The sequence below is a fragment of the Treponema pedis genome (assembly GCF_017161325.1).
In the GTDB taxonomy this organism is placed as follows: domain Bacteria; phylum Spirochaetota; class Spirochaetia; order Treponematales; family Treponemataceae; genus Treponema_B; species Treponema_B pedis.
Genome location: NZ_CP045670.1, coordinates 2,687,289 through 2,704,899, shown reverse-complemented (window position 1 = coordinate 2,704,899; position 17,611 = coordinate 2,687,289). Strand labels below are relative to the sequence as shown.

General features: G+C 33.6%; 13 protein-coding genes, 2 tRNA genes and 1 pseudogene. 14 read left to right on the top strand and 2 right to left on the bottom strand.

What is annotated here, in order from left to right; genetic code table 11:
* Positions 1–17: 17 nt before the first annotated feature.
* The 11 genes from DYQ05_RS12440 to rpmB all read left to right on the top strand — a co-directional run bounded on the left by DYQ05_RS12440 (position 18) and on the right by rpmB (position 10,973).
* Positions 18–1,190, top strand: coding sequence for an ATP-binding cassette domain-containing protein (locus DYQ05_RS12440; protein ID WP_206183531.1), 1,173 nt, complete (start codon positions 18–20; stop codon positions 1,188–1,190).
* Between the two features lie 81 nt (positions 1,191–1,271).
* Positions 1,272–2,468: an MFS transporter gene (locus DYQ05_RS12435; RefSeq protein WP_206183530.1), complete on the top strand. Its 1,197-nt coding sequence runs from the start codon at positions 1,272–1,274 to the stop codon at positions 2,466–2,468.
* Positions 2,437–2,718: a hypothetical protein gene (locus DYQ05_RS12430; protein WP_206183529.1), complete on the top strand. Its 282-nt coding sequence runs from the start codon at positions 2,437–2,439 to the stop codon at positions 2,716–2,718. The genes DYQ05_RS12435 and DYQ05_RS12430 overlap by 32 nt, the downstream gene beginning before the upstream one ends.
* Before the next feature lie 1,002 nt (positions 2,719–3,720).
* Positions 3,721–5,370 carry an ABC transporter ATP-binding protein gene (locus tag DYQ05_RS12425; protein ID WP_024465862.1) on the top strand — a complete coding sequence of 550 codons (1,650 nt, stop codon included), beginning with the start codon at positions 3,721–3,723 and terminating at the stop codon, positions 5,368–5,370.
* Between the two features lie 244 nt (positions 5,371–5,614).
* Entirely contained in the window at positions 5,615–6,622 is a 1,008-nt protein-coding gene (locus DYQ05_RS12420) for a FecCD family ABC transporter permease (RefSeq protein ID WP_206183528.1), read from the top strand.
* A 1-nt stretch (position 6,623) separates the two neighbouring features.
* Positions 6,624–7,370, top strand: coding sequence for an ABC transporter ATP-binding protein (locus tag DYQ05_RS12415; RefSeq protein WP_038106749.1), 747 nt, complete (start codon positions 6,624–6,626; stop codon positions 7,368–7,370).
* A 100-nt stretch (positions 7,371–7,470) separates the two neighbouring features.
* On the top strand, positions 7,471–8,448 hold the full coding sequence (locus DYQ05_RS12410; protein WP_206183527.1) for an ABC transporter substrate-binding protein: 978 nt from the start codon (positions 7,471–7,473) through the stop codon (positions 8,446–8,448).
* Between the two features lie 432 nt (positions 8,449–8,880).
* Entirely contained in the window at positions 8,881–9,975 is a 1,095-nt protein-coding gene (gene rsgA, locus DYQ05_RS12405) for a ribosome small subunit-dependent GTPase A (protein WP_206183526.1), read from the top strand.
* A 465-nt stretch (positions 9,976–10,440) separates the two neighbouring features.
* A tRNA-Lys gene (locus DYQ05_RS12400) sits at positions 10,441–10,513 on the top strand.
* Positions 10,514–10,652: 139 nt separating this feature from the next.
* Positions 10,653–10,725, top strand: a tRNA-Asn gene (locus DYQ05_RS12395).
* A gap of 56 nt (positions 10,726–10,781) precedes the next feature.
* Complete coding sequence (gene rpmB, locus DYQ05_RS12390) at positions 10,782–10,973, top strand: 50S ribosomal protein L28 (RefSeq protein WP_020966374.1); 192 nt, start codon at positions 10,782–10,784, stop codon at positions 10,971–10,973.
* 243 nt (positions 10,974–11,216) lie between these two features.
* Here rpmB and DYQ05_RS12385 read toward each other — a convergent pair.
* Together DYQ05_RS12385 and DYQ05_RS12380 are read right to left on the bottom strand one after the other, a co-directional pair.
* Positions 11,217–12,930, bottom strand: a pseudogene (locus tag DYQ05_RS12385) (ABC transporter permease subunit).
* 732 nt (positions 12,931–13,662) lie between these two features.
* Positions 13,663–14,286: an RNA polymerase sigma factor sigma-70 region 4 domain-containing protein gene (locus tag DYQ05_RS12380; protein WP_252723400.1), complete on the bottom strand. Its 624-nt coding sequence runs from the start codon at positions 14,284–14,286 to the stop codon at positions 13,663–13,665.
* Between the two features lie 527 nt (positions 14,287–14,813).
* On the opposite strand from DYQ05_RS12380, the gene DYQ05_RS12375 reads away from it, so the two are divergent.
* The 3 genes from DYQ05_RS12375 (at position 14,814) to DYQ05_RS12365 (ending at position 17,517) form a co-directional block, all read left to right on the top strand.
* The gene (locus DYQ05_RS12375; protein WP_206183525.1) at positions 14,814–15,890 is read left to right on the top strand and encodes an ankyrin repeat domain-containing protein; all 1,077 of its coding nucleotides are present in this window, start codon (positions 14,814–14,816) and stop codon (positions 15,888–15,890) included.
* A gap of 48 nt (positions 15,891–15,938) precedes the next feature.
* A complete protein-coding gene (locus DYQ05_RS12370; protein ID WP_252723399.1) occupies positions 15,939–16,322 on the top strand; it encodes a low molecular weight protein-tyrosine-phosphatase in 384 nt (127 codons plus the stop codon).
* A 190-nt stretch (positions 16,323–16,512) separates the two neighbouring features.
* Positions 16,513–17,517 carry a hypothetical protein gene (locus DYQ05_RS12365; RefSeq protein ID WP_206183524.1) on the top strand — a complete coding sequence of 335 codons (1,005 nt, stop codon included), beginning with the start codon at positions 16,513–16,515 and terminating at the stop codon, positions 17,515–17,517.
* Positions 17,518–17,611 lie beyond the last annotated feature (94 nt).

Sequence of the window (17,611 nt, the reverse complement as noted above, 5' to 3'; positions counted from 1 at the left end):
CGGCAGCTTTAGCCGCTATGTTTTCTATGAATATTATGTTTACAATTGTTTCGATTATAATTATAATTGTAAATGTTATATGTTTGACTTTTTTGCTTCCTCTGTTGGAAAAATATTATGAAGCTCTTTTAAAACTGAAATCGAAATCGTCAGGATTTTTAACAGCCTCAATTTATGCGATTCAAGAGATAAAAACGAATAACAAGCTTGATTCTTTTATAGAGGCGTATTCGGAAACAAATAAAAAAACAGGTAAAGCTTCAGTAAAGGAAAAAGCCGCCGGTAAAGCGTCGGAAAGTCTTTATAAAATAGGCCATGAACTATTTACGGTATTTTTAATTTTATTTTATGCTTTTAATTTAAATAAGATAAATTTTTCAACGGGAGACTTTGCTTTTTTTATGGGTCTTTCCGTTTCATTTTCGTCTTTTTCATATTCCATTGCACAATTTTTAGTAAGCAGAAAACAACTCAATGTTTCATTAAGGCGTATATCGGATATATCCGATAACTACACGCAACACTCTTCTGTTAAATTATCCTTAGATTTTAAAAATATAGAAATAAAAAATCTAAGAATAGAATATCCTGCTTCCAATTTTAAAATTGAAAAATCTTTAAGCATAAATAAAGGCGATTACCTTTTGATTAAAGGAGCGGTTGCCTCAGGCAAAACTTCTTTTATAAAGGCTGTTTTAGGTCTTCAAGAATTTACGGGAGGTGAAATTTTTATAGACAACAAAAAAATTGATACATTAGAGGAAATATTTAAAGCGCCGTTTGTTATGTATGTACCTTCCTCTCCTCAAATTTTTAATATGTCTTTAAAAGAAAATTTATGTATGGGAATAGATAAAATAGAATCGAATAATGATATTCTATATTCGATTGAACAAGCGATAAAAATTACTTCTTTAGAGAGAGACGTTCAAAATATGAGCGAAAAGCTTGAAACAATAGTAGGCAATTATTCGGGCGGAGTTTCGGGAGGTCAAGCTCAAAGAATCGGGATTGCCAGGGCTTTATGTTGCAATCCTAAACTGCTTGTTTTAGATGATTGTTTTACTGCTATAGATAAGATTATTGCAAATGAAATACGTGAAAAAATTTCACAAATACCGGATTTGACTGTCGTTGAGTTTGTTAATACCGATGTAAAAGCCGAATTTGTGAAGGATATTGTATTCTAAATGCTTTATAATATAATTATTATTTTTTAAGAATTGTAAAATCACATATTTTATATTATACTACAAAGCGGAGGAAAGGTTATGAAAAAATCGAATTTATTTATTTTACTTTCAAGTATTACCACCGTTTCCGCCGCTTTCGGCAGCGGGGTCTTGTATGCATACATTTTGGCAAATAGTGTAAGTTATGTAGAACTTGGTGTTTTAACTTCCGTTATGCTGATATTAACAATAATTTTGGAATATCCTTCAGGTATTATTGCGGATTATATCGGACGAAAAAAAACGTATGCATTAGGAGCTTTTTTCGCTTCACTTTTTTATATTTTGCCGGTGTTAAATACTTCGTTTATTATTCTTCTTATTGCAATGATATTCGGTGCGGCTTGTGACGCTTTTTTTAGCGGTTCTTTGGAAGGCTGGCTGCAATCTTCTGAAAACAGCGATAAAGATAAAAACTCCATTCCTGCCTTAATTATAAAGTCAAGGCGCATAACTACGGCTCTTACAATTTTCGTCCTTTTAATTACCGGGATAATAACGAAAAGAAATTTTTCTTATCCTATAATTCTTTTATGTTCAAGTGCCGGTTTTATGGCGGCTTGTTTATTAGCTGTTTTTACCGGAAACGATACAAAGAGCGAATTATCAACCCCCTCTCTTCTTGTAAAAGAATCCTTTAAAGAAATTTTTTCAAAAAAAGCGCATTGGCCTGTTTTTGTCCTGCTTGCCACCGCATTTTCGGTATTTTCAATATATTGCTTATTCTATCAAAAAAGGGCGGAAAATTTGGGCTTAGGGGGAAGCAGTCTTTTATATGTAAAAGCCATTGCCGCTCTTGGCTTGTTTTTGGGAGCCTTGTTGACGGGAAGATTAAAAAAAGTAAAAAACATAAAAAATGCCTTTATTTTTATATACGTTTTAATGATTATTTCTTGGATATTATTTATACCCGCATCATCGATTCTTTTTATAATTGCAATACTGTGTTATAATATTGCAGCTGGTGTGGTGTTACCGTTTTATTTTTCAAATATTTTACCTATGTTGAATAAAGAAGTCGTTTCATCGGCAATTTCATTATTGAATGCTCTTGCTTCGGTTCTGGCCGTTTTTGCAACAATGATAGGAAGCTGTTTATTGCAATATTACTCTTTAAAAATATGTCTTATGTTTACGATTATCATTTTACTGTTCGGCTTTATCGTTACATTTTTGACCGCACCTAAAAAAAGGATATTAAATAATGCACCCCGATTTTTTGGTTTGCACTTGTAAATGCAGAATTTGGAACGATATTCCGAACACAAAAGATAAAGCCCGCACTCGTTTTAAGTGTATACGCTGCGGAAGAAGGGTGCGGCTTGTAACCTGTAAACACTGCGGGGCAAAAGATTCTTTTGAAGTTACAAAAGGAATAAGCAAAAAATCGGGAATGCGCCCTGTTTATCGGTTTAAATGTAAAACTTGCGGGAGCGAATTAGGTATTTTCCTTGATTATTATGAAGAGCCCGAGGTTGCTAAATAATTTATTGCATTATGCAACAATATGAATAGAGAGAATACTGAGACTTGACAGGATTAAAAAAAATCTTATAATAAAAAAACATGTTTGGTGTATGAGTATGTCTTTAAAATTTACAAATTATCTTGAAGTTTTTGAAAAAGTGAGTTATATTATGTAGACAACAATCCAACAGATATCGAATTTTTAAAAGATCATGATTTTTTTCTTTCAGATAATGAAGCAAATAGTATAAATTATATTCTATCATTAACTGACAGATGTAATTTACGATGTGATTATTGTTATCAATCATGGAAAAATGAACATGCAAGGATGTCTAAAAAACTATTGATGATTTTATAATGAAGTTATTGATTGACATTAAAACATATTCTTATATTAATGATATATTTATAATTTTTTGGAGGCGAATTTTTATTAGAAAGGGATATAAGATAGGTGTATTATAAATTCATATCAAAAATTATCAAATTCGGATTTTTGCAATATTTTAAACAAAAAAGTTTTTGAATTACCTGAAATGTGTTTGAGTTGCTATGACTATCCATATTGTGGAGGTAAAGAAATATATTTTAAGTGTGACGGAATTTATAGTCAAAAATAAATTCAACGGTTAAAAATTAAGAACTATTTAATGCGTAATGACCTGCTTATTTAATTCAAGCGAATATTATGCAATTAAATAAATTTATTAATATGAGGTATGCTGCATGAAAGTTATTTGTACTAAGAAACAACCTGCAGAGTTAAAAACTCGTGGGTGTGGATCAGGATATTTCTCACACCAAGAAGGTAGCGACTGTGGCAAACGCAGAAGCGGAAATCACTAAAAGAAATCCTCTAAAAACATCAGTTTTTTTCAGGATACTCTAGAGGTCGGATGAAATCTTTATAAGATTTCTATTTTCTTCATCGCCAATTAAGTTTATGGGCGATGTTTTTATTTAGCCTATCCGTTTACCATATCGGTTTAGGGTAGGCTCTATTTAAAGGAAAAATATTATGCTGAAATTTTTAAAGAATAAATACGGTATTGCCTATTTATTCTTCCAGCCTATTTCTACTGCGTTAGAAGTAGGAATTGCTTATGTAATGATGATCTCTATAGATTATGCAACAAGCGGAAGTTTAGAAAAACTGCATTTATATTTAATCAGTTTTTTAGCTTATATTGCAATAGAATTTTTTGTTGACCTTTTTACCGGAGTTCTTCAAACAAGAGCTTTGGCAAATGCAAGTATGGATCTTCGCAATGCTTTAATGTCAAAAATCCTTAGAATGAATACGTCCGAATATGCCAAAAAAAATTCGGGTTCTTATGTGGCGTATATGACAAAATATGTAGAAAAAATGGATTATAATTTTTTCTATAAAATCTGCGATCTTTATCCGCAAATTCTTCAATTTTTAGGTTCGGTTGCATGGCTCCTTTTTTTGGATTGGAGGCTTGCTGTTTTTGTACTGGTTATAGGTTCGATTCAACTTTTTGTTCCAAAGTTTTTAGTTGCACCTACCGAAATGGCTCAGGGAGAATCGGTTGAAGCCGGTGAAAAATACACAATAGCAATTAAAGAAATTTTTGAAGCTTTTGACTTAATTAAATCATATAATTTACAACAGAAGATAGAAGTTTTACACAAAAATGTAAATAAAGAAAATACAAAAAAACTTATAAAAATTGATTTTATGAATATACTTTCAAATACTGCTTCTGAAGCATTTTCAAATATAACCTATATCGGTATTTTCTTTTTAGGGGCAGTGCTTGTTCTTCTGGGATTTTTTAAAGTTTCCGTAATTATTGCTGCAAGTCAATTAGTTGTTTTTATAGTTTATCCATTAGGTAATTTAACCCGGTTAATTACATCAATCTTTGCGGCAAGGGCAATAATAAAAGATTTAACTCCGATATTGAATATGGAAGAAAAAGCGGTTGACTTAACTTCAAAAAAATCGTTTGAAAATGAAATTGTTTTTGAAAATGTAAGTTTCGCTTATCCTGAAGAATCCGAAGATGATGATGGATTGTCTTTGGAAGAAACAGAGGCGATTGAACCGAATTTTGTTTTTTCAAGTTTTAACTTGCAGATAAAAAAAGGCGAAAAAATTTTAATAGTCGGTAAAAGCGGAGCCGGAAAATCTACACTTTTAAGTCTTCTTTATAAAAAATTTACCGGATATGCAGGTTCAATTAAAATTGACGGTGTAGATATTCGGAATATATCCGATGAAGATTATTTTAATTTGGTTTCTGTTGTGCATCAGTCTCCTTTTATTTTTGATGACACGATAAAAAACAATATATCTCTTTACAGCGAATTTGATGAAAATAAAATTGAAGATGCCGTTAGCCGTGCCGGTTTACAAAAAGTTATTTTGAACCTCCCTGAAAAGTACGAAACAAAAATCGGAGAAAGTGCTTCAAAAATATCGGGCGGTGAAAAACAGAGGCTTGCCATTGCAAGGGCTTTAATAAAAGATACGCCTATATTGCTTTTGGACGAAGCAACTTCCGCTTTGGATAATGAAACGGCAGCAAATATAGAAAATATGCTTTTATCCGACAAAACTAAAACCTGTATTATAATTTCGCACCATGTAAGCGATTTACTTAAACAAAGTGTAGATAGAATAATTACGGTTGGCGCTTAGTCGGTTTTTGATCCTAAATAAAACCCGCACTCGTTTTAAATATACCCGTTGCGGAAAACGGGTAAGAATAGTAAACTGTAAATACTGCGGTGCAAAAGATTCTTGGGAAGTTACAAAGGGAATAAACAAAAAATCGGGAATATGCCCGATTTATCGGGTTAAATGTAAATCCTGCGGAAATGAATTGGGTATTTTTCATAGAATCCGAATTAGCTTTATAATTTGATAAAATCGGGACGGTGTTATGCACTATAAAACACATATAAAATATTTTTTATTTTATTCTTCTGTTATTTTAATTTCAATTTTTGTCTGTTTGTTTTGGGGCAGTTTTAAGATAAGCTTTACCGAAACTCTTGAAGTTTTGTTTTCAGTCTTTAAAAAAGAAAACGGCCCCTTTTCTATAGGTAAGCAAATTATTTTAAATATCAGATTACCGCGAGTAATTTTTGCAGGTCTTGCGGGGGCGGTCTTATCCGTGTGCGGAGTTTGTATGCAGGGAATTACCGGAAACGACCTTGCGGAACCTTATATCTTAGGGATTTCATCAGGCGCTTCCGCCGGAGCGGTTTCGGCAATAATTTTACATTTTTTTTCGATTTTTTCTCCGTTTAATATTTATATGGGAGCTTTTTTGGGAAGCATTTTTGCTATGGGCGGAGTTCTTATTTTAAACGGAAAAAGCAGAGACCCGGTAAAACTTATACTTATGGGAGTCGGTGTCAACGCTTTTTTCTCCGCAATTACGACATATATGATTTACTCGTCGAAAAATGAAGCTCAAGTCCGTTCCGCTATGTTTTGGACTACAGGCAGTTTATCAGGTATCCAATATGCCGACTTAATTTTACCGGCTTTTGCATTGCTTGCGCTTGTTATTATAGTTTTACTTTTAAATAAAGAATTTAATCTTTTATTATTGGGTTTGGAAAGCGCAGTCGAAACCGGTTTGAATATAAACCGTGTACGCTTTGCCGTTGTACTTGTTACCTCCGCCGCCGTATCCGTTTTGACCGCAAAGGCCGGTGTTATCGGATTTATAGGTCTAATTGTTCCTCATATAGGCAGAAAATTTATAGGTGTTATGCACCGACCCTTAATTTTATGGAGTGCGGTTTTCGGCGCTTCAGGATTAATGATTGCCGATACATTTGCACGGACAATGTTTTCACCTTCCGAATTACCTATCAGCGTTGTTACGGGATTGGCCGGAGCACCTCTGTTTATCAAAATTTTAAAAAAGAGTTTTTGATATGGAATTGAAAATAGAAAATTTAAATTATGAAGCAGACGGTAAAAAAATATTAAAAAATATTTCCGTTAATATTCCTTCAAAAAAAATGGTGGGGATTCTCGGGCCTAACGGTGCAGGGAAAAGCACTTTATTGAAACATCTTTATAAAAATATTTCGGTTAAAAATAAAATATTTCTTAATTCGAAGGATATTTTTGAAATTCCTCAAAAAGAGTATTTCCGCATTACCGGTGTATTAAGTCAATTTAACGGAGAATTGGATATGAGACTCTGTGCCGAAGATATTGTTTATATGGGAAGATATCCTCATAAAAAGATATGGCAGGATTACAATAAACATGACGCCGACATAGTTGAGGCCGCTTTGGCACGTACCGGAATGTTGTGGGCAAAAAAACGTAATTTTTTTTCTTTATCCGGAGGTGAAAGACAACGTATTATTACGGCAAAAGTCTTTGCTTCGGAACCTGAGGTTATAATTTTAGATGAGCCTGATAATCATCTTGATATAAAATATAAAATGGAATTTATGAAAATGTTTGCCGAATTTAACGGAACGGTTATCTTATCTATGCATGATTTGAACCTTTGCGTAAAATATTGCGATGAAGCTGTTTTATTAAAAGAAGGGGAAATTTATAGGGCCGGTAAACCTAAGGAAATTATAACCGAGGAGAATTTAAAAAGCGTTTACGGTGTAAATTTTAAGATTCTTTTTGAGCCGGAATTTATTGTTTATATTTAAATTGCTTATTTTGCTTAAAAGGTGCCTGTTGCTTTTACCTTGCTGGAACTTTTTTGCCGTTTTTTATATAATAGTTTTTATTATTTATGGGAGAAAAAAAATGAAAAAATTAAGTAGAGTTTTATTTTGTTGTACTGCACTTTTTATTTTGATAACGGGTTGCAGCAAAAAAGAAGAGCCCCTTATGCAAAATACGGCGGAAGTTTCCTGGAGTGAAAATTTTGACGGAAATGAAATAAAATTTTCCGTAAAGGTCTCTCCTTCCAGCGCGGTATCTATGAGTATGGCAACAACCGAAATGATGTTGGCTCTCGGCTTGGAGGAGCGTATGGCGGGAACGGCTTTTTTGGAAGAAGAGCTTTTACCGGGACTTAAAAGCGCTTACGATAAGGTGGAGGTTTTAGCCGAAAAGTGGCCTTCATACGAAATCTTTATGAGTAAGTCGCCTGATTTTGTTACAGGCTGGCCCGTTCCGTTTACAAAACGTGGGATAGAATACTCAAACATAGTAAAAAATAATATTCCGATTTTTATTCCGAATTCTATGAAAGAAATAAATGCCGATTTGGAAACTAACTTTAACGATTTATTAAAATTCGGCGAGATATTCGATTGCCGTGAAAGGGCTGAAAATTTTGTAAAAATGCAAAAAGAAAAACTTTCGGCAATTCAAACCAAACTTGAAAAACTTCCGAATAAAACCGTTTTTATTTTTGATTCCGAAGACGGAAAGCCTTTTACGGTTTTTGAAGGCTATACTGCAAATATTTTAAAATTGATAGGTTGTGAAAATATTTTATCGGGTAAGGGTGTTGAAAAAACTTGGGGACAGGCCGATTGGGAAGAAGTTGTTGCAGGGAACCCGGAGGTAATAATAATCGTAGACTACGGAGTAAGCATAAGAAACGATGACGATTTTAAGGGGAAGGTAGAAAAATTAAAAGCAAATCCGGTGTTAAAAGATGTCAGTGCCGTAAAAAACGGAAAATTTATAAGAGTAAAACTTTCCGAAATTACGCCCGGTGTTAGAACAGTAGATGCATTGGAGCGCATAGCCTCTGAAATTCACGGGCTTTAGTTTTATTTTACATATAGTAGTAAAATTTTAAAATTTATTTAAGAGATTTTATTAAACCTCCAATTGCAGCTTAATTACAGGAAGCTGCAATTGAGGTTATTAAAGCCGATTAAAAAACGTAAAAAACCTCGTAGGCTAAAAATGTAATACATTTTGTTTAACAGGTTGCGCCAACCTGCTTGACAAAAATTTTATTTTACAGTAATATTTATACATTAAATTTTAAAACTTATGGGAGGTGCTTTATGACAACAAAAATATTTTTAACAAGCGGTAAAGGTCTTACTCCCGGAAGCTCTTTGTAAACCGCATTTTTATCAAATCAATTTTATTTAAACGATTCTCACCTTAAATTCTTTATATTTTAATTCTTTAAATTTGAATTTTTTGTGATGTAAATCCGGGAGATAACTACTCTTTAAAGGAAACATTATGAAAACATTTTTAAATTTCGGCTTTGAAGATTTTTTTAAAGATAAAAAAATTGAAAAAGAGGTAGGACGTATTATTTTTTTCGGAGGAAATTCCTATAGAATAATATGTAAAGAAGGCGAAAAAGAAGCCGTTTTAAAAGGCTCTTTTAAAAAAGAATGCGAAAGTTCCGGTGTATATCCGGTTGTAGGAGATTGGGTAGGATTTACCCGGCAGGAAAATTCCATGAGTGTGTTTATAGATTTTTTATATGAACGCAAAAATAAAATTTCAAGAACCGACCCGGGAGCAGGTATTGAGCTTGAGCAAATTATTGCAGCTAATATAGATACGGCTTTTATATGTATGTCCTTAAATAAGGATTTTAATTTAAATCGCCTGGCTCGTTATGTTTTCGCTTTGCAAAATATTGAAACTGTTTTGCTTTTAACAAAGGCTGACTTATCGGACAATCGGGAGCAGGCTAAAAATTTGATAAAGAAAATTTATCCTCATTTAGAAGTATACTGTGTAAGTATTTATGAACCTGACAGTTTAAAAAATCTAAACAAATACTTTAAAACGGGAAAAACTTCAGTGCTGATAGGTTCTTCCGGTGTAGGAAAGTCGAGTCTTATAAACAGCGCTGCGGGGCAAGAAATTTTACGTACAAATGAAATTAACAAAAAAATCGATAAGGGTACTCATACGACAACAAACCGGCAAATAATTTCTTTGGGAGAAAATTCGGGGGTTATAATGGATACTCCCGGTATGAAAGTACTCGGTATATGGGACTCAGGCAGTGAAGAGCATTCTTTTTCCGATATTATTGAATTAAAGGCTAAGTGCCGTTTTCGTGATTGTACACATACATGCGAAAAAGGCTGTGCCGTTTTGGAAGCTGTTGGAGCCGGTATACTGGACCGTGCAAGGTACAGGCTCTACATACAGTTAATAAAAGAGGATAGAGGAAGAATACGCAGAGCAAAACGTCAGGAAAAATTCTTTAAAGCGAAGGAAATAAAGTCCAAGTCGGCAAAAAGACGCTTTAAGGAGAATGAAAATATAAAGCAAAGTTTAAAAAAAGATTGGGAAGAGCTGTTGGAAGAATAAGGTGTTTTAAAGCAAGCTGTTTGCGCTGCCTTAAATAAACCTTCCTACAAATTCTGCAACCGCAAGAATTTTCAAATTCTGAGGATTGCGGAATTTCCGCCGTTTTGCAACGAAGTGAGAAACGGTATACAATATCCGACGTTTGCCGAAAGGCAAACTAGCAGTTAAAATTAAGCGACGCTATTTTAGGAGCTTACTTTTAACCTTCCTACAAATTCTGCAACCGCAAGAATTTTCAAATTCTGAGGATTGCGGAATTTCCGCCGTTTTGCAACGAAGTGAGAAACGGTATACAATATCCGACGTTTGCCGAAAGGCAAACTCGCAGTTAACGAGGCTGGGCAATATTACCAGCCGAAGTTATACCTTCTTGAAAAAATACCGAAAAAAAATGCTTTTTTCTCGGGTTTAGTATTGACATTTATTTGAAACTATGTTAAAATCCTTACCGTTGCAAACGAAATCGGGCTATTAGCTCAGTAGGTAGAGCAACGCCCTTTTAAGGCGTGGGTCTCAGGTTCGAATCCTGAATAGCTCAAAGCGGAATCGGTTTTAATATCGGTTCCGTTTTTTTTAATTATATTAACTTGGTTAAAAAAATCTTGATAAAGAATAGTTTTCCTATTGACATTTTATTTAAAATAGTGTACACTCTCTAAGCCTTGAATAAGGAACATTCCCCTGTAGCTCAGTAGGCAGAGCAAGTGGCTGTTAACCACTGGGTCCGTGGTTCGAACCCGCGCGGGGGAGCTAAAACAAGCTGACCAAATTTTTGGTCAGCTAATTTTTTTAAAGGTAGGTGCGATATGTCCAGGGTTTGTGAAATATGCGGAAAAGGTTCAATGACCGGAAATTCCGTCAGTAAATCTAAAATACATAAAAAAAGAGTGTGGAAACCTAATTTGATAGATGTAAAAACCGAAATAGACGGCAGAACGCTTACTATTAGAATGTGTTCTCGTTGTTTAAAAAGCGGTTACGTTACAAAAAAAGTTTAATTTGTTTTTTTTCATAATTTACTCCTTTGTATTAGATTTTAATTTAGAGTTCGCCGTAAGGCGGACTCACCCTTTCTTTTATTTTAATTACCGTAAGATTTTTATTTTTTCAAGTATTTAAGCCGGCTTTAAAACTTTTCCGTATGTTTTTATGCAGCTTACTTTTAAGTTTTAAGCCGCATAAAAACATAACCTATCTATCTTTAAGAAAATACTCTTAGAATTTTAACCCAATTTATAAGTTTATTTTTTCTTTAAATATTTTACACTGTCAAGAGCAACCGCTGCAATTATAATAAGGCCTTTAAATACAAATTGCAGGTTTGTATCGATTCCTAAAAAGGTTAAACAATAAGTAAGACTTGTAAAAATAATAACACCTAAAACCGCCCCGCTTATTTTCCCTATACCTCCGTTGAACGAAATACCTCCTACAACACAGGCTGCAATCGCATCAAGTTCATATCCTTGTCCCGTTCCGGCACTTGCATTCGCTCTAAAGGCTTCAAGAAAGGCCCCTATCCCGTAAAAAAATACCTGCCATTACGAACACACCCATAGTTACGCGGAATACGCTTATTCCGCTTACGGCTGCCGCTTCCGAATTTCCGCCTACCGCATACATATTTTTTCCGAAAGTAGTTTTATTCCAAATAAACCATGCGGCAATAATTGCAACAATTGCAGGAATAATCAATTTTGGGAATGTAATAAGTTCTCCGTTTATAACTCCTAAAATCCATCTGCCTCCCAGCAAGTCTTTTATGCCGTTATCTATTGAGCCTACCGGCGTTCCGCTTGTTCCGAAAAAAAGTAAACCGTAAATTATCAATTGACTTGCAAGTGTAGAAATAAAGGGATGAATTTTTAAACTTGCTGAAAAGTATCCTGCAAATGCGCTGAATAAAACGCAAAGTAAAATCGAAATAGTAAGAGCCGAAAATAAACGTATAGCCATAGGGAGAGCGGTAAAGTCCCACGGACCTAAACCGAAAAAAGTAACGATATTTAAGCCCGGATGTAAAATCAAACCCGTTATAATTGCTCCGAGAGCAACCATTCTTCCTACACTTAAATCGGTTCCCGCTAAAAGAATTAAACCTGCAACACCGAGTGCGTAAAACATTCTTGTAGACGATTGTTCTAAAATTGTAAAGATATTGGGAAGAGAAAGAAGATTTCCGCTTCCGGAAAGCGGTGCGACAATAATACATACAATAAAGAAAACCAAAATTGCAAGATATAATCCGTTGTCAAGTAAAAATTTTGAAAGTTTGAATTTGTAAATATAACTTCGGAAAGCTAATGAAAGGTTTTCGGATAAATTTGTTCTGCCGTTTCGCAGGCTTATATTTTTTTGAACATGGTCGATAAAGGCTTGATTTTTTGCATCTTTTGAATTTTCCATAGCTTGAATGTATTTATTTTTTGCATCGGATAATGCCGAATCCGTTTCGAATTTATGCGATGCCAAATCTTCCGAAAGAGAGCGTAAGTCTTCAACGGATGACCTGCCTGAATATGCTTCCTTTATTTCTTTTTTACCGTTTTCATCTTTTTCTTTAATGTCGGAAATCTTTTGTTCGTATTCTTTTTTATATTGTTTTTGTTTTTCGTTTTCTCCTTTAATAAAAGATGAAATATTTTCATTAAAAATCTTGTTTGAATATTTTACGGCTTCAGCGGCAAGACGTTTTTCTTCGCTTTTGTTTTCTACTGCAATTTTTTTTGCTTCTTCTATAGATTGCGAATATTCGTCTATCAGCATTTTTTTGACGTCGGAATCAAGAAGCCTGTTTCTCTTTGCCGCATAAATTTGGTTTTTTAAAAACGCCAAAGCATCAACACCGTCTTTACGAAGTGCATGAAGGGCTTTACCGTATTCGATTATTTTTTCATCTTCAATAAAAGAAGTAAAATCAGTGTTTTTCAAATTTTCGTTATTTTCATTATTCATAAAATTACTCCGTTTCCGTGGTTAAAATATGAGTATAGCAGGTTTGATATAAAATTACTAGGTCTCTTTTTAAATTAAATATTCGGTAAAATTGTCGTAAATTCGAATATTTTTAAAGAAAAGACAGGCGGTCTCTACTTATTATCACGGCATTTCGAAAGGAAGTGGAGTAATAGATTTTTGTAAATTTTTATGTATATATAAATTTTAAGCCGGTTCAGTGTTTTTTATTTACACTCTAAAAGAGTATTACAGTTTTTCTATTTCTTCCAATAAAAGCGACATTTGAATAATAAATTCATTTTTACAATTCGCTCTCTTCTCAGTTTCGCCGTTTTAAGCTTGGTTTGTCCAGTTCCGTCGTAAAAATCTTGTGTAATCCCCGCTCTTCCGGCCTTTGGTTTTATGTACTGCATATAAGTGCTTCAGCACTTGCCTGTTTTGACATTTTGAACGGTTTATGCTGTATTTCCGATTTTTCTCGGCGTGTAGGCCGAGTAAAGACTCCTTTCAGTTTAAAGCCGTTTTACAGGCGGTTTTAAAATATTTAAGTTTTTAAAAACCGCCTTGTAATATTTTCAGCATTTACGAAATATATTTTGCATTATATAAAATTCAATATGAAAAGGCAAGCGCAGTTTATATTTTAAGTCCGACTGCATAGGTTTTTATTTATATGTATATTGTAAGAGCAATATACGTAAAGCCTCACGGTTTGCAACACCTAAATTTTTACAGGCAGCCGCCATATCTTTTTTTTACCACCGAAATACTTACATGGTGTTCGGCTGCAAGCTCTTCGTAAGTTTTACCTTCAGCAAACGAACCGAAAATAAAATCTTTTTGGCGGTCAGAAAGACCGTAGTTCGACAATTTTAAAATAGAACCCTTAGGCGGAAGAGGAATTTCAGTTGAAACTATTTCTGTAGGAGGTAAAAGATAAGCAAGGTTTGATTCCAATTTTTTATAAAGACAAAAAAGAAGACCGAAATAAAAAAGAGTAAGAGAAATCTCGAAAATAAACATTTTTATATTAAATGAAAAATACAAACCTATACTTATAACCGCCCAATAAGTCAGTAGGAAAGTTAATTTTTGTTTATAATGAGTTTTAAAATCTCCGTTTACAAAACATATAGTACAACCTGAAGCAAAAAGAAGGGTTCCGATGCCTATAAACCCCATGTGTACGGTAACACCCGCCTCCGTAAAAAACATTATGTACGTAAGAATTTTATTGCCGGGGTATATAAAAAGAATAATACAAAAAATAACACATATAATATTGATAACAAGATCAATCCATTTTACAACGGGTAAAAACCCTACAAAAGGAACTTGAGCTGTAATATTCATAACTATCGCAGTACATAATGCAAAAATACCGGATATATACATTATGCGGCTGGCGGTAAAAAACTTACTCATTAGTTCTTAATTATAACGATATTAAAAAAAATAGCAATAGTCTAACGATTTCAAAATAACCTTATTTAAAAATTAAAAGCGTACGTTGTCGGCTATATTTTTTGTACTTACCTAAAAAGCTCTGCTTTTTTTAAGTAACTAAAGTTCTTTTTCACACTGTTTTTATATAAATTTGTTTTAAAGTTGATATATAATAAATCAATACTAATAATATTTTTACCGCCAAAAGCGCAAAGGTAGTTAAATTTTTAAGGTATTTTACTAAGCAAACACCTTAATATACCTTTGCAAAGTTGAGCTTTGCTCAATACTCGGTGTTTTTTTGAGTTTTAAATATTTTTTTTTCTCGCTCTTCTCTTTTAATCATTAAAATTGATTTTAGGTATAAACACATATCACTATTGAAAAAAACACAATTGTAATATATAATAACCGCAAATAATAAAATTTCAAATATGATTAAACTGAAAGATATAGGAAACTTTGAAACGGTTCCTAAAATTGCCGAAGACATTATTAACGGGAATATCTCTAATTTAGAATTGCATTTGAAAAGCGGTTGGAATATTGAAAAGGAAATTGTTATCAGTAAATATATTGATTTATTGCCTATTGATTGCGCTTTGATTATGGAAAACTTTGAATCGGTAAAATGGCTTGTAGAACATGGAGTAAATCTTAATAAAAAAGATAATCCGGCCTTTTTAAAAGCCGTACGCTATTGTAACGAAAAAATAATTCGCTATCTCGTAGAAAACGGAGCCGCTGTCAATGGAGTAAACGCTGTAAAATCGGAGGCTTTTCAGGAAGCTTTATACGGCAATCGGTATATCAATTTACCTCTTATTCATGAACTCGGGCATAGAGTGGAAAAATACGGAGGTAAAGCTTTTCGGTCAAGCGTTGCAAAAAGAGATTACAAAGCTCTCAAGTTTTTTATTAAACACGGAGTTGATATCAATTATCAAAATGCCGACCAAGTGTATCCGTTTAAGCCGACACCTCTTTGTGTGGCTGCACTATATACGGATTTAAAAATGTGTAAATTCCTTACGGAAAGCGGTGCCGATGTTACCCGTAAAGATAAGTACGGAATGCGTCCTTACAGCATAGCCCTTGAAAAGGGCGATTTAAAAATGGCTGAATATTTTAAATCTTCGGAGCCTAAAGAATATCATTCCCTTCAAAACAAAATGGACGAGCTTAAACCGTATAAACTGCCCGCAGTGCTTATCGACTTTCTGCAATCCGACACCTTATCTTTTCAATTGGAAAATTGCGATTTTAAGTCCATCGACTTTTTTTCTCTTACGGATACAATTCCGCTGAAAATCGGAAAACAAAACTTACTTCGTATTTCAAAATCTGTCGGGGATTATCGGCATATTCATATTCTTTGGAATCCTGAGAGCAGTCAAATTGCCTATTATGATATGGAACACGAAGAATTCGCAAATATATGCAAGGCGGAAGATTTTATAAAAGATACTTCGCTCTATTTACAAAAAATACTGGACGGTGAATTTATTTAAGTTTTATCTTTAAACTCTTGGAAATTAAATAAAAGGTATAATGATTTTATGATAAAGGTTTTATTTGTATGCCATGGAAATATATGCAGAAGCACTATGGCGGAATCCGTTTTTACTTATATGTTGAAAGAAAAAAACATGGAAAACAGGTTTGAAGTTTTTTCCGCTGCAACAAGCAAAGAAGAGATAGGCAATCCTCCTCATTACGGTACGGTGAAAAAACTGAAAGAAGAGCGCATACCGGTTGTACCGCATAAAGCGGTTCAAATGACAAAGGAAGATATTGATTACTACGATTATATAATCGGTATGGATAGCGCCAATATAAAAAACATCGAAAAAATTGCAGGGGGAAAAAGTGAAAAAAATAAGAAAACTTCTTTCCTTTGCCGATTCGTATGCCGATATTGCAGACCCTTGGTACACAGGTAACTTTGATAAAACATACGAAGATATTGTAAAAGGCTTACAGGGATTTTTAAAAGAAGTGATTTAAAAACTTTCGTTCCGCAAGGCTGAATATTTTTGTTTGCTGCACAAACATAATAAATCTTACTGCAATTAAAATATAATAAAGATTTTTTTAACCGTTTAATATTATACGAAGGAGAGAATGTAAGTTATGGGAAGATTTTATATAATCGGTTCGGTTGCATTTCTTGCAGCTGCATATTTCGGAATTGTAATAGGAATGTATTTTTATCTGAAGCGCACGGTTATAAATGGAAAGGCTCTGATAGATACGGCTGTAAATAAGAGCTCTCGCGCGGATAAAATGGGACTCGGAGAATTTTCAGTATACGGTGCTATGCTTATTATTGCAAGTATATTCGTAATACGTATCATGCAAAAGGGTGTACCCGCTTCTTCCGTTTTTGCAAGATATATACTTATTCCTCCGATTATGGCATTTTTTAATGCAAGAAAACGCACCGGAAAATCGCTGTTTGCATTGATAGCTTCTTTCGCGCTTGCATTGTTTTTTATAATGGTGTATGCACTTATAGGTGTGCCGCCTAAGCCCCCTTCTTTCAGTATTGATAATAAGACAATTACGATGGCACAAACGACTGTCGCCGATATGATAAATACCGGCTTCGATATCTATGTTAAAACAAAGGACAATGGCGGCACTGATTATAATAAAATACTTTCCTCAGGCGCATTTAAAAAATATTCAGCCGACCGCAGTATATACATTGAAAAAGGATTTTATCTATACACGGATACAATTCCTTACTCTTCTTATTTGCTGGTAAAAGATAATATCATTATAGGAAGTATCGGATTATTCGGTCATAAAACGAAGTCAACCGTATTGGAAGATTGTAAAATAATACAATTTAAAATGGATAAGGATTGTATTTCCGCCGCAAAGGCTAATTCCGTTTTATGTGAATTAGAGGGTGTAAATCTTTTTTCCGCTATAGAACGGGAAAAAATGAAAAAAACATTCGGTAAAAAATTATGGGACAGTCCTAAACGGGAAACCTGCGATAAACACTATGGAATAGGTTGGTTAAGCGGCAGCAATAATCTTTTTTGGAATGAGTATTATACTAATATTTTTATTGATGATAATTATCAAATGATTGAGTTTGAATTGACCGGTAAAATTGCACATTGACAAATTACGAATATACTTATTGAAAAAAAATAACTTCCGTTTATACTAAAAGATTTTGTTTTTGTGATTAGGCGGCGGAAGTATTTCTATAAGT

Bases quoted from the DNA above. Each gene is read 5' to 3' on its own strand.
- DYQ05_RS12440 (WP_206183531.1), top strand. From the start codon at position 18: ATGTTTTCTATGAATATTATGTTTACAATTGTTTCGATTATAATTATA.
- DYQ05_RS12430 (WP_206183529.1), top strand. From the start codon at position 2,437: ATGCACCCCGATTTTTTGGTTTGCACTTGTAAATGCAGAATTTGGAAC.
- DYQ05_RS12415 (WP_038106749.1), top strand. From the start codon at position 6,624: ATGGAATTGAAAATAGAAAATTTAAATTATGAAGCAGACGGTAAAAAA.
- DYQ05_RS12410 (WP_206183527.1), top strand. From the start codon at position 7,471: ATGAAAAAATTAAGTAGAGTTTTATTTTGTTGTACTGCACTTTTTATT.
- DYQ05_RS12425 (WP_024465862.1), top strand. From the start codon at position 3,721: ATGCTGAAATTTTTAAAGAATAAATACGGTATTGCCTATTTATTCTTC.
- DYQ05_RS12375 (WP_206183525.1), top strand. From the start codon at position 14,814: ATGATTAAACTGAAAGATATAGGAAACTTTGAAACGGTTCCTAAAATT.
- DYQ05_RS12435 (WP_206183530.1), top strand. From the start codon at position 1,272: ATGAAAAAATCGAATTTATTTATTTTACTTTCAAGTATTACCACCGTT.
- DYQ05_RS12420 (WP_206183528.1), top strand. From the start codon at position 5,615: ATGCACTATAAAACACATATAAAATATTTTTTATTTTATTCTTCTGTT.
- rpmB (WP_020966374.1), top strand. From the start codon at position 10,782: ATGTCCAGGGTTTGTGAAATATGCGGAAAAGGTTCAATGACCGGAAAT.
- rsgA (WP_206183526.1), top strand. From the start codon at position 8,881: ATGAAAACATTTTTAAATTTCGGCTTTGAAGATTTTTTTAAAGATAAA.
- DYQ05_RS12370 (WP_252723399.1), top strand. From the start codon at position 15,939: ATGATAAAGGTTTTATTTGTATGCCATGGAAATATATGCAGAAGCACT.
- DYQ05_RS12365 (WP_206183524.1), top strand. From the start codon at position 16,513: ATGGGAAGATTTTATATAATCGGTTCGGTTGCATTTCTTGCAGCTGCA.
- DYQ05_RS12380 (WP_252723400.1), bottom strand. From the start codon at position 14,286: ATGAATATTACAGCTCAAGTTCCTTTTGTAGGGTTTTTACCCGTTGTA.